The organism is Streptomyces sp. NPDC002092 (genome assembly GCF_053593775.1).
Genome location: NZ_JBSFDG010000036.1, coordinates 1 through 18,806 on the forward strand (window position 1 = coordinate 1; position 18,806 = coordinate 18,806).

Here is an 18,806-nt window from a genome sequence, read left to right on the forward strand (position 1 = left end):
AAGTTGAGTCCCTTCAGTCCCTCGATCACGCTGTGGGATGGCGTTGACCTGCAGAAACGTGCAGGGACCGAATGCTTTTACCCCTCCGTCCCTGAGGCACTGCCTCCCGCCCCGGAGGAGGGCCAGCCAACTCGGGTGTCTCCCTGTCCCACCGGCCCTCCCGGCGTCAGGCCCCCAGTCGCGGCGTCGGCGTGGGCTGCACGGTCCCTCACGCTGAGCTGCACTGCAGGTCCCTCCAGCCCCTCGCAATACGGTGCAAAACGCCCCTCCTGTGCGAGTGCCGTGCCCTGTCCGTCCGTTGGCAGGGACTCAAGGGACTGAAGAAACTGATAGAACGGCACGCGGGGGCATCTTCCGCCCGACTGGGGGTGTTGCCTCTACACTCGTCCCGAACCACAGTCCCTTCAGTCCCTGAGGAGGGGTCACTAGTCGCGTCTGGCCTGGTGTTTTCTCTCAAAGGGACTGAGATTTCCGAGACCACGAGGACGATTCAGCGTGCCGCCCGGTGAGACCCGCTCGCCTGCCGCCCCTGCCGGGGCCGCATCGCCGCACACCGTGGCCCGCTGGTGCGCGGCCCAGGGCTGGCCGGTCCACCCGCTCGCACCGGGACGCAAGACGCCCGCAGCCAACTGCCGTGTGTGCCGGGAGCAGAAACACGACGTGAAGTCCTGCCCCTGCTTGCCCGCGGGGCGCGCCTGCCACGGTTTCCACGCGGCGACGACCAACACTCAAGTCATTGACGCCTGGTGGAGCACGACTCCGTCCGCAGGGGTGGGCATCGCGTGCGGGCCGGCTGGTCTGGTCGTGGTCGACGTCGACGCCCACCCTGCTTCGGTCCCTGACCGCAGCCGCCTGCTGCCGGGCATCGCCATCCCTGAGGGCGTCAATCTGACCGGTCTGGCCTCCGGCTTCGACACTCTCGCCCTGCTGGCGGCCTACCGCCGCCAGCCGAACCCCGCCCACGATGAGACCACCCTGCGTGTGCGCACGCCGTCGGGCGGCCTGCACATCTGGTACCAAAACCCTCACTCCGCGGTCCGGCTGCGCTGCTCGACCGGCTCCAGCCCCAAGGTGGCATTGGCCTGGCAGGTGGACATACGGGCGGAGGGCGGCTACATCATCGCCCCCACCACCCGCACCAGCCAGGGCCGTTACGAGCCCGAGGGCCCGGCCCGGACACCCGCCCTGCTGCCCGAGTGGCTGCACGCCGAGCTCGTCCGCACCGGTCACGTCATCGCACCCCCGTCTCCTCGCCGCCCGTTCGTCCCGGCGTCCCGGTCTGGTATCCGACGCCGTCCGGTGGCCGCGCAGCGGCTGCTGGAACCCCTCCTGCAGGCCGTCGAACAATGCGGGAGCGCCCCGGAGGGCACTGGGTTCACCGAGAAGCTCAACCGCGCCGCGTACACCGCCGGCGGCTTGGCCGCAGCCGGCCATGTAGACCACGACACCGTCCGCGAGAGCCTGCTGCACGTCGCGCATCAGGCGCGGCCATGGCAGGGCGCCCGCAACGAGCAGATCACTGACGATGGCCTGGCCGCGGGAGCCGCCCGGCCGTTCCACCCCGAAGGACGTCCATGAGCACCGCCGAGAGCACGCCCCGGTTCGATCCGCAGGCCGCCGCTCAGCAGATGCTCGACCTCGAGCAGGCCGAGCCCGCTCCCACCCTGCTGCCCGCCCAGGCAAGCGCCGGTCCTTCTTCCACCGGCCGCGGCCACAGTGCCGCGCCCGCGGCGTGGACAGCGCAGCCTGCCCCGTTGCCGCCGTCTCTGAGCGACCGAGGCAATGCCCGCCTGTTCGTCCAGCTCTACCGCGACCAGTTCCGCCACGTCGAGGGCCTGGGCTGGTTCACCTGGGACGGCTACCGCTGGAAACGCGCCGGCGGAGAGAAAGCCGCCCTGTGGGCCGCGGGCGAGATGGCAGAAGACATGCCCGCCAGCGATCCCCGCGGCATCTTCAGCGACCGCGAACTGGCCCACCACAAACGACGAACCCTCTCCACGACCGGAATGAAGGCGCTGCTGACCCAGGCCAAGGCCTCCCCGGACCTGTCGGTCGACCCCGACATCCTCGACGGCGACCCCTACGCCCTGTGCACCCCGGCCGGCGTCGTCGACCTGCACACCGGGCAGCTGCGCAAACCCGACCCGGCACGCGACTTCCACTCCCGAGCCACCAGCGTCGCTCCCCTGTCGATGGACACCCCCCGCTGGCACACCTTCCTCGCGGACACCTTCGGCGACGACGCCGAAGGCGCCGAGATGATCGACTTCCTGCACCTGATGCTCGGCTACTCCGTCACCGGCGACGTGGGCGCCCAGGTCCTGCCCTTTCTCCATGGCGAGGGCAAGAACGGAAAGTCCGTCCTGCTCGACACCATGATCCAGATCCTGGGCGACTACGCCGACGCCGCCCCGCCCGGCTTCCTCATGGACCGCGGCGCCTTCTCCGAGCACTCCACCGAACTCACCGAACTCCACGGCCGCCGCCTCATTGTGTGCAGCGAGCTCAAGCCCAACGACAAATTCGACGAGGCCCGGGTACGCCTCCTCACCGGCGGTGACAAGATCAAAGCCCGCCGGATGCGGCAGGACTACTTCTCCTTCACCCCCACCCACCACCTGTGGCTGCTGGGCAACCACCGCCCCGAGGTCTCCACCGGCGGCTTCGCATTCTGGCGCCGTATCCGCCTGATCCCCTTCACGCGCACGGTCCCTGCAGACCGCCGCATCGACAACCTTGCCTTCGAACTCGTCCGCGACGAGGGCCCCGGCATCCTGCACTGGCTCATCGAAGGCGCCCGCCGCTACCTCGCCACCCGCGACCCCCTCGAAGGCCCCGGACGCGTCCGCATCGCCACCAGCGCCTACGCCACCACCGAAGATCACATCGGCCGCTTCCTGACCGAATGCTGCACCCGCACCACCGATCACACCACCGACACCGAACTACGAGTCGAACAGGGCCTGCTCTACGCCGCCTACACCGCCTGGTGCAACGCCGGTGAAGGCGTCCGCGCCGCCACCGCCCGCGCCTTCGCCACCCGGGTACGGCAGGAACTCAATCTCGGCTCCCCCGCCGACATGATCAAATCCAACGGCCGCAAGTACTACCCCGGCCTCGCTCTGCTGGACACCGAATGACCACCCGCACACTGCACCCCGCCACCACCCATACCGGCCCGCACGCCCTACGCCGTGCCCTGCCACCGTTCTACGATGGACCCACACGCCCGGCACCCCCAAGGGCAGGCCGGCCGACGAAGGAGGGGCTACAGCCATGAGCTCGCTGTTGACTGAAAGCGACCTCACCCACGAACAAGACGTGGTGTGGCTGGAAGACCCCACCCACTTCGACTACGTCCGCCAGGCCCTGGACAAGACCAAACGCCGCAACACCAAACCCCCCTACGCCCGCGACGGCCGCATGGTCGGCTACGCCGTTCTCGACGCCCAGGCCGAACCCGACCCCGACAGCGGTCTGTACAAGCGGCGTGTCCTGTTCGTCCTGCCGCACGACCGTGACAGCCACCCCGACGGCGTCTATCGCGAAGGCGCCCCCGGTGAAGCCGTCGACCCCCGCACCATCGAACCCAAGAAACCCGGCGCGAAAACCCCGCGCTCCCAGCACGGCCCCGCCGCCATAACCACCGCCTGACCCTCGGCAGGAGGCAATCCCGCGCCGCCGGGAGATGGCGCTGGTAGGAACCACGCGCCGATGAAGGTTCAGAGCCCCTGCCGGCGCGACGCGCTGTGCGAGCGGCGTGAGCCGCGCATCCTCGCCGACGGGCTCGATGCCGAGGGTCTCCCCCAGGAACTGCTGCGCCCGACCAGCCGGTCACTGACGGGGCGTTTCAACCGCCAGGGCGTCAAGGTGGGTGGCGACCCGCTGGAGCAGTTCCATCAACGCTGTGTGCTCTTCGGACGAGAGGCACTCCATCATCCGGACCCTCAGGGCTCCGGACTGCTCGGAAACCCGCTGGTGCGCCCGTCGGCCCTCGCCGGTCAGTGCCACCGCGCCATCGTCAGCCGTGTGTGCCCAGCCGCGCTCGATGAACCGGTCGACGTATGGCGGATCGGTCGGACGCCGACCGGTCCGAGTTCGCCCGACTCATCACCGCGTTCGTGACCTCGTTCGCCCAGGTGGTCCCCGAGGCCGAATGAGCTTCTCAGCGCTTGCCTTGTCCGTGGGGTGATTACGCCGTAATCACCCCACGGGGCAACCTGGTTCTTCTCTCGGCGCGAACAGGGGGCACCTCGCCGATGGCGCAGACTCACCCAGTCGGCGTGCAGTCGGTCGACGAAGACCGACGTGGTGCTTCACTCCGGCTCTGCCCGCCGCGGCCAGGCCGTCAGGCGTGCCTGGTGTTGTTCGTGCCACAACGGCCCTACCTGCCTCAGCAATCACTGCCGGCGACAGTCCAGTGACCCGGTACTCCGTCACGATCAACTCACGTGCCCCAGCCTCCACCATGCTCAGTTCAACCAGCGACCTGAGCGCCGGGCCACGGCCAACCGTGCACGAGGTCGTGAGGTGATTACGCCGTAATCACCCGACAGGCTTTGGGCTGGGGCGCGCTGGGAGCTCTGGACCGTTCTGAACGCAGAGGTGCGGATCCGGAGCCGGGTTCCGTAGGCGTCTGCAGTCCCAGGTGATTACGTCGTAATCACCTGGGACCTGACAGCTCGTCGGAAGGGGGTGATTACGACGTAATCGCTTCGCCGAGACGGGGAACCTCATCAACTTGGTCTAACTAACGTGTCGATGGTGTAAATGATCAACAGCGTTAGTATGGTGTCCTCCATGAGTTCTCCAGCCACCTCCAGCGACCGCGAGAAGGTCGTCTCCAAGCTGCCGGGATGGCTCCGGCAGAACCTCAAAATCAGAGCCGCCCAGCATCACATCGAGATTCAGGCCGCCGTCGAACAAGGCATCAGGGACTGGTGCAACCTGGCCTCCACCCCCGCCACCATCGACACCGCCGCCGCCGACTCCTTCTCCACCTTCCTGCCCCCCGGCCAGTGGGAGGAGTTCCGGGAGATCGCCGCCGGCCGGCGCGTCTCGCTCATTCAGGGCCTTGCCCAGTCCGTCCAGTTGTGGCTCGACGCCAACCCTGCCCCGGACATCGAACGCCCAGCGATCACCCGTCGCGTGATCGTCTGCAATCAGAAGGGCGGCGTCGGCAAGACCGCCATCACCGCCGGCCTCGGTGAGGCACTGGCCGAAGACCCCAACACCCTCCACCCGGTACGCGTCGCCAAGGCCCTCGCCAAAGCCGTGCGCGCGAGCGAAACGCACAACGACGAAACCGAAGCGGAAGACAACCCCCTCGACATCGAGAACCTGCCCGGACTCGGGCTGCGGGTGCTCCTCGTCGACTTCGACCCACAGTGCCACCTCACCAACCAACTCGGCGGCAGCCCACTGCCCATGGACGGCGACAGCCTCACCAACCACATGGCGGGCGACCCCAAGGGCGACCTGCGCGACCTCATCCTCTCCGTCGACGACGACACCTTCGACGGCCGCCTCCACCTCCTGCCCGCCTGCAACGACGCCTTCCTCCTCGACGTACGCCTGTCCGCCGTGCGAGCCCGGGAAGCCGCCCTCGAACGGGCCCTCGCCCCCCTCGAAGCCGACTACGACGTCATCATCGTCGACTGCCCGCCCAGCCTCGGCCTCAGCATGGACGCCGCCGTCTACTACGGCCGCCGCCGCGACGGCGAAAAGCCCGGCCAGTCCGGAGCCCTCATCGTCGTCCAAGCCGAGGACAGTTCCGCCGACGCCTACGAACTGCTCACCACACAGATCGACGACCTGCGCGGCGACCTCCAGGTCGACATCGACTACCTCGGCATCGTCGTCAACCTCTACGACTCCCGCCGCGGATACATCGCCACCTCGTCGCTCCAGGGCTGGGTGGACATAAAGGATCCGAAGGTCGTCGGACTCATCGGAGACCTCAAGGAACAGAAGGAAGCGGTCCGAGTGAAGAAGCCCCTGCTGTCCTACGCCCCCAAATCACAGCAGGCAGTCGGTATGCGAGCCCTGGCAAGGGAGGTCTCGTGAGCAAGGCCGATCAGCTGGGCGCCGGCCGGTTCGGCGGGGGAGTGCGCCCGATCAGTGCACGACGCCAGGCCGTCGCCGCCGCCACAGGCGTCCCCACCGAGGGCATCGCCCCGCCCACGGAACTCCCCGTACAGCGAGTCAGCCTCAACCCGGACAACCCCCGCTCCACCCTCGGAGACCTCACCGACCTGGCGGGCAGCCTCAAGACCCACGGCCAGAAGCAGGCGATCACGGTCATGAACCGCGACGCCTACATCAAGGCCAACCCCCAACGTGAAGCCGACCTCGAACCCGACACCACGCACGTCGTGGTCGACGGCAGCAGCCGTCTGGCTGCCGCCCGCGAAGGCGGCCTCGCCACCATCAAGGTCATGGTGAGCGACGACGAGGGCTCCACCCCCGAAGAGATCCTCGAATCCGCCCTCGTCGCCAACATCCACCGCCAGGACCTCGAAGAACTCGACGAAGCCCGCGCTCTCCAGCGCCTTCTGGACATCCAGGGCAGCCAGCGAGCTCTGGCCAAACGCCTTCACCGCTCCCAAGGCTGGATCTCTCAGCGCCTCGCCCTCCTCAACCTGACCCCCGAACTCCAGGCCCGCATCGGCGAGGAACCCATCGACCTGCTGCGCGCGGTCGGCAACAAGCCAGCCGACCAGCAGGAAGCCGCTCTGGAAGAGCTCAAAGCGGAGCGAGTGCGCAAGGAGGAGCAGGCCCGCGCATCGAAGGGCACCCCGAAGCCACAGGCACCTGAAACAGGGGAGTCACACAGCCGAAAGGCGGCTCCGGACACTCCAGCAGAGCCGGAATCCAACTCCGCTCCCAAGGGAGCGGATGCCACGCAGCCTCCGGTGCACCGGCCGAGCGCTGCGCAGGATGCGCAGGATGAACCACCTGCCAACAAGTCGGGGGACGGCATGCCGTCTGTTCCCGCACAGGCCGCCCCCGCCGAGACGACGGCTGCGGGCGAAGAGCACCAGCCGAAGCGGTTCCCCTACGAGGACGGTTGGCTCGTCGCGGAACTCCTGATCCGCAAGATGCCACCAGCTGAGTTCGACAAGATGCTGGACACCCTCATCAAGTACAAGGAAGACCAGACCGCCTCTTCCAGTTGACCTCTGGGCGCACCACGGTCAGCCCTCCATGAGGGCCGGCTTCCCACGGTGGGAAACCATCCCTTCGCCTCCCAGCCAGACCAGGGTCTGGTGCGGGAGGTGGCATAGGTGTCTATCCGGCGGCAGCGGGCTCGAGGCTCGGGTGATTACGGCGTAATCACCCGAGGGCGCCAGCCGGTGCAGGCCGGCGCAGTGGGGACAGTACGCGGCCCTCGACGCGATCACTGACCAGCACGGCGTTGCCATGGGGGGCGTCGTGAGCGATGCCGGGGGCGGGGACCGGGCCAGGTGATGTGCGGGACCCCCCAGGGACCATCTCCTGGCCGCACCGGCAGGCGGGTCGACCGTTGCCGTCCTGGGCGAGACCGAAGCGGTTCGGCTGCGCGCGGCCCTGCACCTGGCTCTGCTTCGGTCGGGTTCGAGGACTGAGGTGTCCGGTGCGGCGGCATCGGGACCAGGTGGTCAGCCGCCTCACGTACCGGCTCGCCAGTACAGCGTCGGCCCTGATGTCCACAGCCGGCCCACCATGGGATGCAGAGGCCAGCATTCGCTACTCGGCCGTGGCCGGAGCTTCCCGCTCCCTTTGGCGCTGCTCGTACCGTGAGGGCGCACCGAGTATCCAGGACCACGACTCGTACTCGTCGACGGGTCCCACCCGGTCCGCGCCCTCGACACAGCGCGGATCGTCCCGCTCGGCCAGTCCGTAGACGGCCCAGATCCGGGTCTGCTGGTCCTCGTCATCGAGCAGATCGGCCAGGGTGTCCGCGATGGCGGGGTCCGGATTCAGGCTGTACGCGAGCACGTAGCCGGCGACTTGGCGAACGGAGGAGTCGGTGTCCCGGGCCAGTGCAAGCAGGGCGTTCAGCCCCTCGGAGGTGAACGTCTTCCGCCCAGAGCTCTCCGAGTTCACGATTCTCAGGGTCGAAGGCACCGCCACACGGACCTGCGGGGCAGCGTGGGCGAGGAGTGAGAGCCCCAGCGGCTCGATCCTCGGGTCCTCATGGTGGCCCAGGCCGGCCAGGGCCTCGGCCAGGACGTCCGGGTGTCCCTCCTCCTTTGCCCAGTCGAGGAGGAGCTCGAGCGTGCGCTGTTCGAACGGACTCGAGACGTTCGTCAGTTCAGCCTCGATGTGGAGGCAGACCAGGACCTCCACGCCGAAGCGGCGGTGCAGGGGATCGGGATGACCCCGCAGTACCGCCGCAGCCTCCCAGGTCGCGTCGTCCTGTCTCCGGGCAACGGTTTGGACGATCTCAGACCAGACGGCGTGCTCCCAGTCCGGGTACTCGAGTGCGCACGCGCGGGCCGCCAATTCGTCAAAGCCCAGGTGCAGTCCGAAGTGTTCCTCAAGGCGGGTGAGGATCCCTGTGTGGCCGTCGCGAACGGTCATTCCGCCGAGCCGGAGCTCGTGGTACTCGGTGAACCACTCCCTGTCCCGGATGCGAACCCGCTCCACCTCGTCCGAGGTGCCGGTCCGCTCCCGGAGCATGGCGACCGGGCCCCTCTCGTGCCACTGCCGGGCGCGTGCCAGCACTTCCGCGCGGGTGGCCTCGCTGATCACCACCGCGTCACCGAGCAGGCCGAAGACGAGACCGATGGAACCACTGTCGACGGCCTGCAGCAGGGGAGTGGTCCCGTCGGGCAGCCGGCGGTCTGGATCCGCGCCGCCTTCCACCAGGTAGCTGCCGATCGTCGAGTTGAACGCTGAGATGGCCAGGCACAGTGCGGGGGTGCCCTGCTCGTCGAGGACGTCGGGATCCGCCCCGTCCTCGAGCAGGATTCTGACCGCGTTCTCGTCCCCGCTCCGCACCGCCGTGACGAGTGCATCCTCACCCATCCCCAACCCCCTGTTGGTCTCGATCGCCACACAGCCGGAGGCCGGGAGAGACAACCGCAGGCCGGGAGGAACATCGTCGGCCGAGTCCGTCCGCCGTCCCCGGGGCGGCGCCATGGGCTGAACATCCGGGCGTCGGGCCGCTGACGGCATGTCGCATGGGCGGTCGATCCCGAGCCTCGTCCTGCGCGGATCCCACTGGCCGAAGCAGCTTGTCACACCTGGTGGTTCTGGAGCGGCCACCGCATGATCATCAAGGGTTGTGGACTCCTGAAGATCGTGCTGTGGTCGCGGACAGCAGCATAGATGCCGCCTGTTGGCGTGCGATGTCCGACCAGGCCATGGCCTGGATCGCGGACCGGTTCAAGCGGGTGGAGCCGCGGGTGACGGCCCGCGCCTTCGTGTCCGCCCTGCTGTCCGGCGTCGAGCGGAAGAACTGCCGGCGGGCGGCCGAGCCGGCCGGTCACGCCCGCCCCGGGCCGATGCAGCGGCTGCTGCCAAGCACAGTCGTCGGCACCGAGGTGCTCGAGGACCGGCCGGTGTGCAGCGCCGATACACCGGCACCGCAGCCCGGGTCGAGAACACCCAGGTCGGCGTCTTCCTCGCGTACGGACGCCTTCAGCAGAGGACGGGCGTTGAACAACCGCCGCCTCCACCTGCCGGACGCCTCGTGGTGCCAGGTCGCCGAGCGCCGGGCCCGCACCGGGAGGCCCGCCATTGGTCCTGCCTGTCGGAGATGTTGCCACCTACCGGAGAGCTGGCCGTGCCCCTGGACCGGAGGTTGGAGAGCGACGGCTCTTTCCTCGCCCCGCTGCAGCTGCTCAACAGGGAGGCGAGGGAGCGGGCCCGGTCGGGCTCGGCGGTCTCGCGCGGTCCTCTCAACCCATCCGCGGCGTGCTTCACATGGTGACGTCATGAGCGTGGGGCGTGGTGAGCTTTCGGGAAAGCAGCGGAAAATCGGCCGCCAGAATGGGCTCTCCAACGGCCTGACTCGGCGTCGCCGGTATGGCGAGACCTTGGAGTCGCTGGCAGGCCGTCAGAACGGCGCACAGCGGTTTTGGATCTTGGAATTCGGGTCGGAGACATCCAGGTGCCCCACCGGGAACCCAGGTCGGCGATCTGGTCGATCCAGGCATCGTCGAGGCCTGGACGTCGTCGGTGGCCCATGCCTCGACGATGCGATCCCAGCGGCGGATGTTGAGGGTGCGGAACTCCACCCGCGCCAGCGGGGGCGGGAGTTCCCTGCGGCGGCCGCCTGCTGGTAGCAGGGGGTGCGCACATCACCGTGACCTCGCCACTGCCGCCGGTTGCCGTGGAGATGGTGTCGTGGGCGGTGGCCGGCGCGCTGCGCGGAAAGGCCGACACGATGGCTGCCGGGGCCGGGAAGTCGTAGAACGCGAGGAGTGCGTCCTCCTGTCCCGATCGCTGGGGATCGGTGCAGGGTTGCTTGACGATCGCTCGAGTCGGCTTCGGTCGCTGAACCCGCCGGGCGAGGCATGCCCAGCGGGGGCGCGATGCGTCCCGGAGGCGGACAGCGACTGAAGGGCAGCGACGTAACCGCGTCTCGTCGCTCTTCGGTCGCTCAATGAAAAGCCCAGGTCAGAGCCGGTTTTGAGGGGCGATCAGCGACTGAAGCGACTCAAGGGCCGGGTATATCGAGACATTCGCGCGTGTGCGCATGTGCGCCCGCGTGCGTGTGTGCGTCATATATAGGGACCTTGAGTCGCTTCAGTCGCTGTTTTGACCTTGGCGATGCCGTGACCTGCGGTTTTCGCCAGCCACTGATCCAGCGACCGAAAGTCGCTCAGTCGCTGGGGCTCGATCACTCCAGTCGCTCACACCCCGTCATGAACGGAACGGTTTCTTCGCACGGTTACCCCCTCCTTTACCGATGCTTCGTTAGTCTGTTCCTGTTGTTGAGTCGCTTCGGTCGCTGACGGGGGAAACGCATGGCCGATGAGCTGCGGGTTTTGCGCAGCGACTCACCCAGGTTCACGCCTGGCTCTCCAAGTGCCGTGCGGTCCCTGGCCATTGCCCGCTGGTGTGCGGCCCGTGGCTGGCCCGTCCACCCGCTGGCCCCGGGGCGCAAGACGCCCGCGGGCAACTGCACGGCGTGCCGGGAGTCCGGGCATACGCACCGGGGGTGTCGCTGCCTGGCGTTGGGTCGCTGGTGCCACGGTTTCCGTGCCGCCACGCTGGACTACACGCGGATCGAGCAATGGTGGGGCGCCCACCCGGATTTCGGAGTCGGGACCGCCTGCGGGCCTGCAGGGCTGGTCGTCATCGATATCGACGCCCACGCCCGGCAGTTGCCCGGACGTGACCGCCTGCTGCCCGGCATCGACATCTCCGACACCGTGGACCTCTCCGGGCTGGCCAACGGTTTCCACACGATCGGCGTGCTGGCCGCGCTCCGCGGTGCGACCTCTCCCATGGACGACGAGACGACCTTGCGGGTGCGTACGCCCTCCGGAGGCCTGCACGTCTGGTACCGGGCGCACCGCGGGCACCGCTGGCAGTGCTCCTCCGGCTCCGGCGGCGGACGCGCGCTGGCCTGGCAGGTCGACGTACGGGCGCACGGTGGGTACATCGTCGCCCCGGGCACCGTCACCGCAGCCGGGACGTACGAGGCCGTGGGGGAGGCGCGTGAGCCCGCACCGCTGCCCGCCTGGCTGGCGCGGGAGTTGGAGCGCACCGGCCATCTGCCGCCCGCCCATGTGCCCGCGCCCCGGCCCGTGCCGCCCCGTGCCCGGCAGGCCGTCCTGGCCGCCGGAGGCGGCTGCGCAGCCGTGGAGCGGGTCCTGGCCCCTCTGCTGGCCGAGGTGACCGCCTGTGCGGCCGTACCGGAGGGAGCGGGGTTCACCGAGAAGCTCAACCGGGCTGCGTACACCGCCGGTGGGCTCGTCGCCGCGGGCCTGCTGGACGACGACGAGGCCGAGCGGGTCCTGCAGGAGGCGGCGGCGCAGGCACGCCCCGGGCAGCAGCGGCGCTTCGGCGCCGTCATCCGCGGCGGGCTGAGCGCGGGCCGTACCCGCCCGCTGTCTCCGGGAGGCCGCCTGTGATGCGTGGCCGCGACAACACCCTCTTCGATGCCGGCTCGGTCGCCGCACAGATCCTGGCCCAGACCGTCCCGCAGGCCCGTACGGAGGACCAGGGAGGCCCCCGGCCCGCCGGTGAGGCCACCGCCGACGGGCTGCTGCCCGACACCCTCAGCGACCGTGGCAACGCCAAGCTCTTCGTCGGTCTCTATGCCAACGACTACCGGCATGTGCCGGGGCTCGGCTGGTTCCGGTGGGACAGTACCCGCTGGCAGATCGACGAGGACGACACCGTGCTGTGGGCTGCCGGTGACCTGGCCGAGTCCCTTGCCACCACCGACCCGAGGGGCGTGCACAGCACGGTCGCCCTGCAGCAGCACCGCCGGCGCGCGCTGAGCACCAGCGGGATGAACGCGATGCTCACCCAGGCCAAGTCCGCGCCGGGCATGGTGCTCAACGCGGCGCTGCTGGACGCCGATCCGTACGCGCTGTGCACGCCCGGCGGCATCGTCGACCTGCGCACCGGGCTCAAGCGGGCGCCGGACCCGAACAAGGACTTCCACGCCCGCTCCACCACCGCGACGCCCGAACAGATGCCGACGCCCCGCTGGGACCGGTTCCTCACCGACACCTTCGGGCAGGGGCCCGAGGGCAGGGAGATGATCGACTTCCTGCATCTGCTGCTGGGCTACTCCATCACCGGCGACGTCGGCGCCCAGGTGATGCCCTTCCTGTTCGGCTCCGGCAAGAACGGCAAGTCGGTGCTGCTGGACGTGGTGATGAAGCTCGTCGGCGACTACGCGGACGCCGCGCCCCCCGGGTTCCTCATGGCCCGTCCCTACGAGGGCCACCCCACCGACCTGGCCGAGTTGCACGGGCGCCGGGTCATCGTGTGCAGCGAGGTCAAGCCGGGGGACCGCTTCGACGAGGCCCGGGTGAAGCTGCTGACCGGCGGCGATCGCATCAAGGCACGGCGGATGCGGCAGGACTTCTTCAGTTTCCAGCCGACCCACAAGCTGTGGCTGCTGGGCAACCACCGGCCCGAGGTGGGGACGGGCGGTTTCGCGTTCTGGCGGCGGATGCGGCTGATCCCGTTCGAACGGGTCGTGCCGGATCACCGGAAGGTCGACAACCTGGCCGACATCCTCGTGACGGAGGAAGGAGCGGGCATCCTCAACTGGCTCGTGGTCGGGGCACGGCGCTACCTGAGCGGGGAGAAGGACCTGCTGGGCCCGGAGCCGGTGCGTATCGCCACCACGGCGTACGCGGAGACCGAGGACCACATCGGGCGCTTCCTCGGCGAGTCCTGCCGCCGCGAGCCGGGCCTGAGGGCGGAACAGGCCGGTCTCTACGCGGCTTACCGGACATGGTGTCAGAATGAGGGGGCCCCGGCTGTCTCGTCCCGGTCCTTCGCCGCGCGGGTCCGGGAGGTGGTGGGACTGGCGTCTCCGAAGGAGATGATCCTGTCCAACCAGCGCAAGTACTACCCGGGCATCGGATTGTCCGCCGACGAGGAGACAGCATGAGTGCCCTCATCGCTGAGGACGAGATCGACCATGAGGTCGACTTCGTCTGGCTCGAGGACATCAGCGGGCTGGACTACGTCCGCCAGAGCCTGGACCGGCTGCCGACGCGCCGGGGCAGGCCCGCCTACCACCGTGACGGCCGTATGGTCGGCTATGCGCTGCTCGGGCCGGGGGCCAAGCCGTCCCGCTCGTCCGGGACCTTCCGCCGACGGGTGTTCTGGCTGCTGCCGCACGACCGGGACACCGTTCCCGACGGGCTGTACGCCACCGGTGCGCCCGCCGAGGCCATCGATCCGCGCACACTGGCGCCGGGGAGCAAGGGGCGCAAGACGGAGCGGTCGGAGGGCGGGGCGGTGTCGTCGTCCCTGTAGGACGGGACGGAGACGGACGGATGCCGGGTGGGCTCGAAAGCACACACCCGGCCCGAGAACGACAATGGTGCGGGGGAGCGGGACGCGTCGCCGGAGCGTCCGTGGCCTACTCGGCGACGTCCGTGAAGGCGGCGTAGTCGGTGAGCGGAACCCGGCCGCTGTTGGCGATCGGAATCGCGTCCAGGTACTCCTCAGGCAGGTCGAAGGCGTCGACGAGCGTCCTCATGTCGGAGGCGAGTTCGTCGATGACGGTGTCGACGACGGACGGCAGGTCGCGGACCTGGTCGGCACTCATGTGCGCCTCCGTCAGCAGGTCGCCGGTGTGGCTGCTGATCTGCTCCAGCAGGAACAGGAGGCACAGTTTGTCCAGCAGCTGCCGAGCCTCGGGCTGCGTCACCCGCTCCGCCGCTTCCAGAAAGGCGTCGGCGGCCTGCAGCCTGGCGTGCACCGAGACCATCTCCAGCGCCGGTGACGATGCCCAGTTCCAGCGGGCCACCGGATCCTTGGCGGGCCCCTGGCGCAGCGCAGTCCGCGCTCGCGTCCGCCAGACGGTCTCGGCCTGCGCCAGCAGGGAGCGCACGAAACGAGGGTTGGTCAGTTCCCGCGGGCCGGCCGGCGAGGCGCTCTGGGACCGGGTGGTCCCGGAGGCGAAGAGCAGCTCCGCCGCCGCCTTGGACCAGATCACCAGGTTGTCCCCCTCGGCGGTCACGGTGCCCTCGACGTACTCCGGGAAGCCGGCCAGTGCGTTGACCGCGAACAGGCCCTGGGCGCCGCAGCGTTCACGGCACTCGGCGGTGATGAGGCGGGCCTGCCAGGTGATCCATCCCTTGGCGACGGCCACCAGGCGCTCCGCCTCGTCGCGGGTCTCGGCGGTGTGCCGGGTCCAGGCGGCAATGGCCGACCGGTGCAGGAAGGTCATGGCATATGCCGTCGCCAGCGATCTGAGCAGTCGGGCGTGATGGCTGCGGTGGGCGTTGACCGGGATGCGCTGGCCTGCCTTCGGACCGGCCACACGACGCTGCTCGCCGTAGCGGACGGCGATGGCCAGAGCGGCCCTGGAGGCGCCGACGGCCGCGCCGCTCATGCACATCTTGCCCACGGTGACCCGGCCGATCGAACGCAGGAAACGCTTGCGGCGGTTGCCCAGGTTGCTGATGAGGGTGCCGTCGTGGCCGAGCCGGCCGTGCTCGGCTTCCAGGAGCGCCTCGCGCGGAAGCCGTACCTGGTCGAAGGCGGTCAGGCAGTGGTCGACGGGGGCGCCGGGCCGCATCGGCAGCCGGCGTACCCGGATCCCCGGAAGCAGGCCGTGCTCGTCGCTGAGCGGGGTCAGGAACAGGTACACGCCGTGGTCCTGGCCGTTCGTGATGAGGCGGGCGGCGACCACGGCGCTCTTGGGGCCGCCGGTGGTGCTGGTGTTGGGCATGAATTTCTGCGCACCCGGGTGCGGGGTGTTCAGGATGAACCCACCGCTCTCCGGGTCGAGTTCGGCGGTGGTCTCCAGTGCGGCGCTGTCGTTGCCGTGGTCGAGCTCGGTGCACAGGAACGTGCCGATGCGTCGCATGGATGTGAACTCGGACAGATCCCGCTGCTCTGCAGACTCATGGTCGAGGAGACTGCCGAGAAAGAGGTTGTAGTGGATGCTTGCCACCGTGCACAGGCCCCCGCCGCCGTCCACGATCGCTGTCCACTCGTGCAGGCTCGCCAGCAGGCTCGGATCCGTGGCGAGGCTTCTGGGTTCCCCGATGGTGTCGTTCACCAGGCGCAGCCACTCGTAGGACTGCTCCGCTTGTTCGGCGGGGGAACGGTCCGGACGGTGGCGAAACGTTTCGTTACGGATCAGCCCGCGCCAGCGGCCGTGGACCTGCTCGCGCTCCTCGCCTACCCCGAAGAGGGCCCGGGCCAGGTCCTGGGCCGGCGTGCTGTCGGTGCTTGCGAGGTCCTCGAAGGCGAGGACCTCGATCGCGCGCAGATCTCTCAGCTGGTCGGCTCGCAGTCGGTCGCCCTGCAGCTCGGTCCGCAGCAGCTGATCCGCCTTGCGGCTGGAGTCGCCGGATGCGGCGGTCCGTATCGGCTGGGTTGTCAGAAGGGCCATGACCCTCTCCCCCGTCAAATCGCAGATCCAGAGTTTGGATGGAGCAGAAGATACGGACCTACCGGTTTTGTTTCAAGCTAAATGGCAGTAAAGCTCAGGCCGTCGGTGACGGATCTTTGAGCGCCTGCTCTGTGGATCCGTAGCGGAATATCCGATTCTGCGGCATGGCGAGCGGGCACCGACTGTGCACCAAGACTCCCTGACAGGGAGGGGAATACCGCACGTCAGGTTTCCTTTTGCCCTGGTCGCCGTACGAGTGGTGTCTCCATTACGTATAAAGCGGATATTCAGGGACATTAGCCGCGGTCGCGATTGATTGTGCGGGTGAGGGGTGGCAGAATACGTACCTGTCGGTTTATTTTTTCCCAAGAACTGCACCGGAGCACATGCGGAGGTGAGGGCCATGGCGCTGCAGGAACGGGCCATCAGAACGAGGCGGGCCATCCTCGTCAGTGCCGCCGCAGTCTTCGCCGAGGTGGGGTACGAGGCGGCGACGATCTCGGAGATCCTGCACCGGGCCAATGTCACCAAGGGGGCGCTGTACTTCCACTTCGCCTCCAAGGAGGAGCTGGCGCAAGCCGTGCTGGCCGGTCAGCTGGGGACGATTCCGCCCCCGCCGGAGCAGGAGTTGATGCTCCAGCAGGGCATCGACGAGGCCTTCCTGCTCGCGCATCTGCTGTCGGTGGGCGATCCGTTGGTGCAGGGCAGCATCCGCCTGACGGTGGACCAGGGGTCCCCGAACGACGGCCTGGACCGACGGGTGCCGATGAGCGCGTGGATCGAGCACAACATCGAGATTCTCGGCAAGGCGAAGAAGAACGGCGAGCTGTTGCCGCATGTCGACGTCGACGCGTCGGCACGGATGTTCGTCGGGGCGTTCACCGGCGTGCAGGTGCTGTCCAAGGTCATGACCAACCATGGCGATCTGCCGGAGCGGGTCTCGGACTTGCAGCGTCACCTGATGGCCAGCATTGCGGTCCCGGCGGTGCTCATGCAGCTCGATACGGCTGCCGACCGGGGTGCCCGGGTGTATGCGGCGGCGCTGAAGCTGCGCGAGGCCGCCGAGGAGGTTGCGGCAGCGAGCTGACGGCGGCCGGGAACAAAGGTACAACTGAACAGTCGTCGGGGGCGTGATCTTGTACGCCCTCGGAGGGGGAGGGCGGGGGACCCACCTCCCCTGGGAAACGTGCCACTTGTGCAACACCGACCCAGGGAGTTCGACGTTGAACGCAACTGCTGTCTGCCCTTATGCCCTGGATGTGACGGGGCGGGATCTGGCGGGAGAAGCCGCCATGCTGCGGGCCCAGGGGCCCGCCGTCCAAGTCCAGCTGCCCGGAGGGGTGGTCGCCTGGGCCGTGGTCGGACAGCAATATGTGGAGCGGCTGCTGACCGACCGGCGCGTCTCCAAGGACGCCCGTCAGCACTGGCCCGCTTTCATCGAGGGCCGCATCACCGAGGACTGGCCGTTGTACCCGTGGGTGGCGAACGAGAACATGCTGTTCGCCTACGGAGAGAGTCACGCACGGCTGCGCCGGCTGGTCGCGGGGGCCTTCACCGCGCGCCGCACCGAGGCCCTGCGCCCCCGGGTCGCCGCGATCACGGCCGAACTCGTCGACGGCCTCGCCGCGCTGCCGGCCGACACCCCGGTCGATCTGCGGTCCGCCTTCGCGGAGATTCTGCCCATGCGGGTGATCTGCGAACTGTTCGGAGTCCCGCAGGGAGAACCGACGGACGCTCTGTGCGCCGCGCTGCACAAGGTCTTCAGCACCACCTTGTCCGGTCAGGAGATAGAGGCGGCGCGGATGCAGGCCTTCATGCTGCTGTCGCAGATGGTGCAGGACAAGCGGGCCGAGCCCGGGGATGACCTGACCAGTTCCCTGATCGAGGCCAGGGACCAGGACGACCGCCTGAGCGAGGCGGAACTGCTGGGCACGCTCTTCCTGATGATCGCGGGAGGGCAGGACACGACCGCCGCGCTGATCACCAACGCCGTGGGCGCGCTGCTGAGCCACCCGGACCAGTTGGAGCATGTGCGTGCGGGCCGCGCCAGTTGGCAGGACGTGTCGGCCGAGACGATGCGGGTGCACACACCCGGCGCCTACTCGCCGATGCGGTTCGCGGTGGAGGACATCGACCTGGACGGTGTCCTCATCCGCCAGGGTGATGCGATCCTGGTCTCCTTCGCTGCGGGCGGCCTCGACTCCGAGCGCTACGGCCCGGACGCCGACCGGTTCGACGTGTTGCGCACCGGGCGCGACACGCTCGGGTTCGGGCACGGCGCCCACCGCTGCATGGGAGCGCCGCTCGCCGAGGTGGAGTCGACCGGTGCCTTCGCCGCGCTCTTCGAGCGGTTTCCCCGGATGCGGCTCGCCTGCTCTCCGCAGGAGTTGGAGCCCATGTCCAGCTTCCTGATGAACTCCTACCGTGCCCTGCCGGTGTTTCTGACCCCGCAGGACTGACGCGGACGGCACGCGAGCGGCGGGACTGTGTCCGCCCCGGCCCGGGGCGGACACAGTCCCGCCGTTTTGTGCCTTGTGATCTGCTGCAGAACCGCTTCAGCGCGGGTGGGGCGCGGCTGACGGATTCAAGAATCCGCACGGCCGGTTCATTAGTCTGGCGCACGTTTCGGAAAGGCCCCCTGGAAGGGGTGCTGTGCGTCCTCTCCGGGCGGCCTCGGTCGCACTTCCTCGACGGGGACAACGCCCAGCATGAAACGTACCAAGCGCGCGGTTTGATAATATCCGGTAGTAGACGTTCCGGATCCAGGGAA

13 protein-coding genes and 1 pseudogene are annotated in these 18,806 nt (G+C 68.7%); 12 read left to right on the top strand and 2 right to left on the bottom strand.

The features are described from left to right. The first annotated feature begins 495 nt into the window (after positions 1–495). The 6 genes from ACWCRD_RS43335 (at position 496) to ACWCRD_RS43360 (ending at position 7,178) form a co-directional block, all read left to right on the top strand. Complete coding sequence (locus ACWCRD_RS43335) at positions 496–1,578, top strand: bifunctional DNA primase/polymerase (RefSeq protein WP_450971181.1); 1,083 nt, start codon at positions 496–498, stop codon at positions 1,576–1,578. Next, complete coding sequence (locus ACWCRD_RS43340) at positions 1,575–3,140, top strand: DNA primase family protein (RefSeq protein ID WP_450971182.1); 1,566 nt, start codon at positions 1,575–1,577, stop codon at positions 3,138–3,140. Before ACWCRD_RS43335 ends, ACWCRD_RS43340 begins: the two co-directional genes overlap by 4 nt. 136 nt (positions 3,141–3,276) lie before the next feature. Beyond that, positions 3,277–3,654 carry a DUF6009 family protein gene (locus ACWCRD_RS43345; RefSeq protein WP_115914607.1) on the top strand — a complete coding sequence of 126 codons (378 nt, stop codon included), beginning with the start codon at positions 3,277–3,279 and terminating at the stop codon, positions 3,652–3,654. Positions 3,655–3,714: 60 nt separating this feature from the next. Continuing rightward, positions 3,715–4,125, top strand: a complete 411-nt coding sequence (locus ACWCRD_RS43350) for a hypothetical protein (protein WP_450971183.1) — start codon at positions 3,715–3,717, stop codon at positions 4,123–4,125. A 675-nt stretch (positions 4,126–4,800) separates the two neighbouring features. Beyond that, complete coding sequence (locus ACWCRD_RS43355; protein WP_450971184.1) at positions 4,801–6,066, top strand: ParA family protein; 1,266 nt, start codon at positions 4,801–4,803, stop codon at positions 6,064–6,066. Next, a complete protein-coding gene (locus ACWCRD_RS43360) occupies positions 6,063–7,178 on the top strand; it encodes a ParB/RepB/Spo0J family partition protein (protein WP_450971185.1) in 1,116 nt (371 codons plus the stop codon). The genes ACWCRD_RS43355 and ACWCRD_RS43360 overlap by 4 nt, the downstream gene beginning before the upstream one ends. A 550-nt stretch (positions 7,179–7,728) precedes the next feature. Here the strand turns inward: ACWCRD_RS43360 and ACWCRD_RS43365 are convergent. After that, positions 7,729–9,012 (bottom strand): HEAT repeat domain-containing protein, encoded by a 1,284-nt coding sequence (locus ACWCRD_RS43365; RefSeq protein WP_450971186.1) that lies wholly within the window; start codon positions 9,010–9,012, stop codon positions 7,729–7,731. Between the two features lie 338 nt (positions 9,013–9,350). On the opposite strand from ACWCRD_RS43365, the pseudogene ACWCRD_RS43370 reads away from it, so the two are divergent. From ACWCRD_RS43370 to ACWCRD_RS43385, 4 genes and pseudogenes are all read left to right on the top strand, one after another. Further along, positions 9,351–9,722: pseudogene (locus ACWCRD_RS43370) on the top strand (IS701 family transposase); the annotation flags it as partial. 1,236 nt (positions 9,723–10,958) lie between these two features. After that, on the top strand, positions 10,959–12,071 hold the full coding sequence (locus tag ACWCRD_RS43375; RefSeq protein WP_450971187.1) for a bifunctional DNA primase/polymerase: 1,113 nt from the start codon (positions 10,959–10,961) through the stop codon (positions 12,069–12,071). Beyond that, positions 12,071–13,573 (top strand): DNA primase family protein, encoded by a 1,503-nt coding sequence (locus ACWCRD_RS43380; protein ID WP_450971188.1) that lies wholly within the window; start codon positions 12,071–12,073, stop codon positions 13,571–13,573. Before ACWCRD_RS43375 ends, ACWCRD_RS43380 begins: the two co-directional genes overlap by 1 nt. Then, on the top strand, positions 13,570–13,944 hold the full coding sequence (locus ACWCRD_RS43385; RefSeq protein WP_450971189.1) for a DUF6009 family protein: 375 nt from the start codon (positions 13,570–13,572) through the stop codon (positions 13,942–13,944). Before ACWCRD_RS43380 ends, ACWCRD_RS43385 begins: the two co-directional genes overlap by 4 nt. 106 nt (positions 13,945–14,050) lie before the next feature. Here the strand turns inward: ACWCRD_RS43385 and ACWCRD_RS43390 are convergent, their stop codons facing one another. Next, positions 14,051–16,036, bottom strand: a complete 1,986-nt coding sequence (locus ACWCRD_RS43390; RefSeq protein WP_450971190.1) for an acyl-CoA dehydrogenase family protein — start codon at positions 16,034–16,036, stop codon at positions 14,051–14,053. A 403-nt stretch (positions 16,037–16,439) separates the two neighbouring features. Here ACWCRD_RS43390 and ACWCRD_RS43395 point away from each other — a divergent pair, with 403 nt between their 5' ends. Both ACWCRD_RS43395 and ACWCRD_RS43400 read left to right on the top strand, forming a co-directional pair. Further along, on the top strand, positions 16,440–17,123 hold the full coding sequence (locus tag ACWCRD_RS43395) for a ScbR family autoregulator-binding transcription factor (RefSeq protein WP_450971191.1): 684 nt from the start codon (positions 16,440–16,442) through the stop codon (positions 17,121–17,123). Positions 17,124–17,259: 136 nt separating this feature from the next. After that, a complete protein-coding gene (locus ACWCRD_RS43400; protein WP_450971192.1) occupies positions 17,260–18,495 on the top strand; it encodes a cytochrome P450 family protein in 1,236 nt (411 codons plus the stop codon). Positions 18,496–18,806 lie beyond the last annotated feature (311 nt).

What these genes read in the sequence shown, in the direction of transcription:
- ACWCRD_RS43340 (WP_450971182.1), top strand. Translation starts at nt 1,575, where the DNA reads ATGAGCACCGCCGAGAGCACGCCCCGGTTCGATCCGCAGGCCGCCGCT.
- ACWCRD_RS43345 (WP_115914607.1), top strand. Translation starts at nt 3,277, where the DNA reads ATGAGCTCGCTGTTGACTGAAAGCGACCTCACCCACGAACAAGACGTG.
- ACWCRD_RS43350 (WP_450971183.1), top strand. Translation starts at nt 3,715, where the DNA reads ATGAAGGTTCAGAGCCCCTGCCGGCGCGACGCGCTGTGCGAGCGGCGT.
- ACWCRD_RS43355 (WP_450971184.1), top strand. Translation starts at nt 4,801, where the DNA reads ATGAGTTCTCCAGCCACCTCCAGCGACCGCGAGAAGGTCGTCTCCAAG.
- ACWCRD_RS43365 (WP_450971186.1), bottom strand. Translation starts at nt 9,012, where the DNA reads ATGGGTGAGGATGCACTCGTCACGGCGGTGCGGAGCGGGGACGAGAAC.
- ACWCRD_RS43375 (WP_450971187.1), top strand. Translation starts at nt 10,959, where the DNA reads ATGGCCGATGAGCTGCGGGTTTTGCGCAGCGACTCACCCAGGTTCACG.
- ACWCRD_RS43380 (WP_450971188.1), top strand. Translation starts at nt 12,071, where the DNA reads ATGCGTGGCCGCGACAACACCCTCTTCGATGCCGGCTCGGTCGCCGCA.
- ACWCRD_RS43385 (WP_450971189.1), top strand. Translation starts at nt 13,570, where the DNA reads ATGAGTGCCCTCATCGCTGAGGACGAGATCGACCATGAGGTCGACTTC.
- ACWCRD_RS43390 (WP_450971190.1), bottom strand. Translation starts at nt 16,036, where the DNA reads ATGGCCCTTCTGACAACCCAGCCGATACGGACCGCCGCATCCGGCGAC.
- ACWCRD_RS43395 (WP_450971191.1), top strand. Translation starts at nt 16,440, where the DNA reads ATGGCGCTGCAGGAACGGGCCATCAGAACGAGGCGGGCCATCCTCGTC.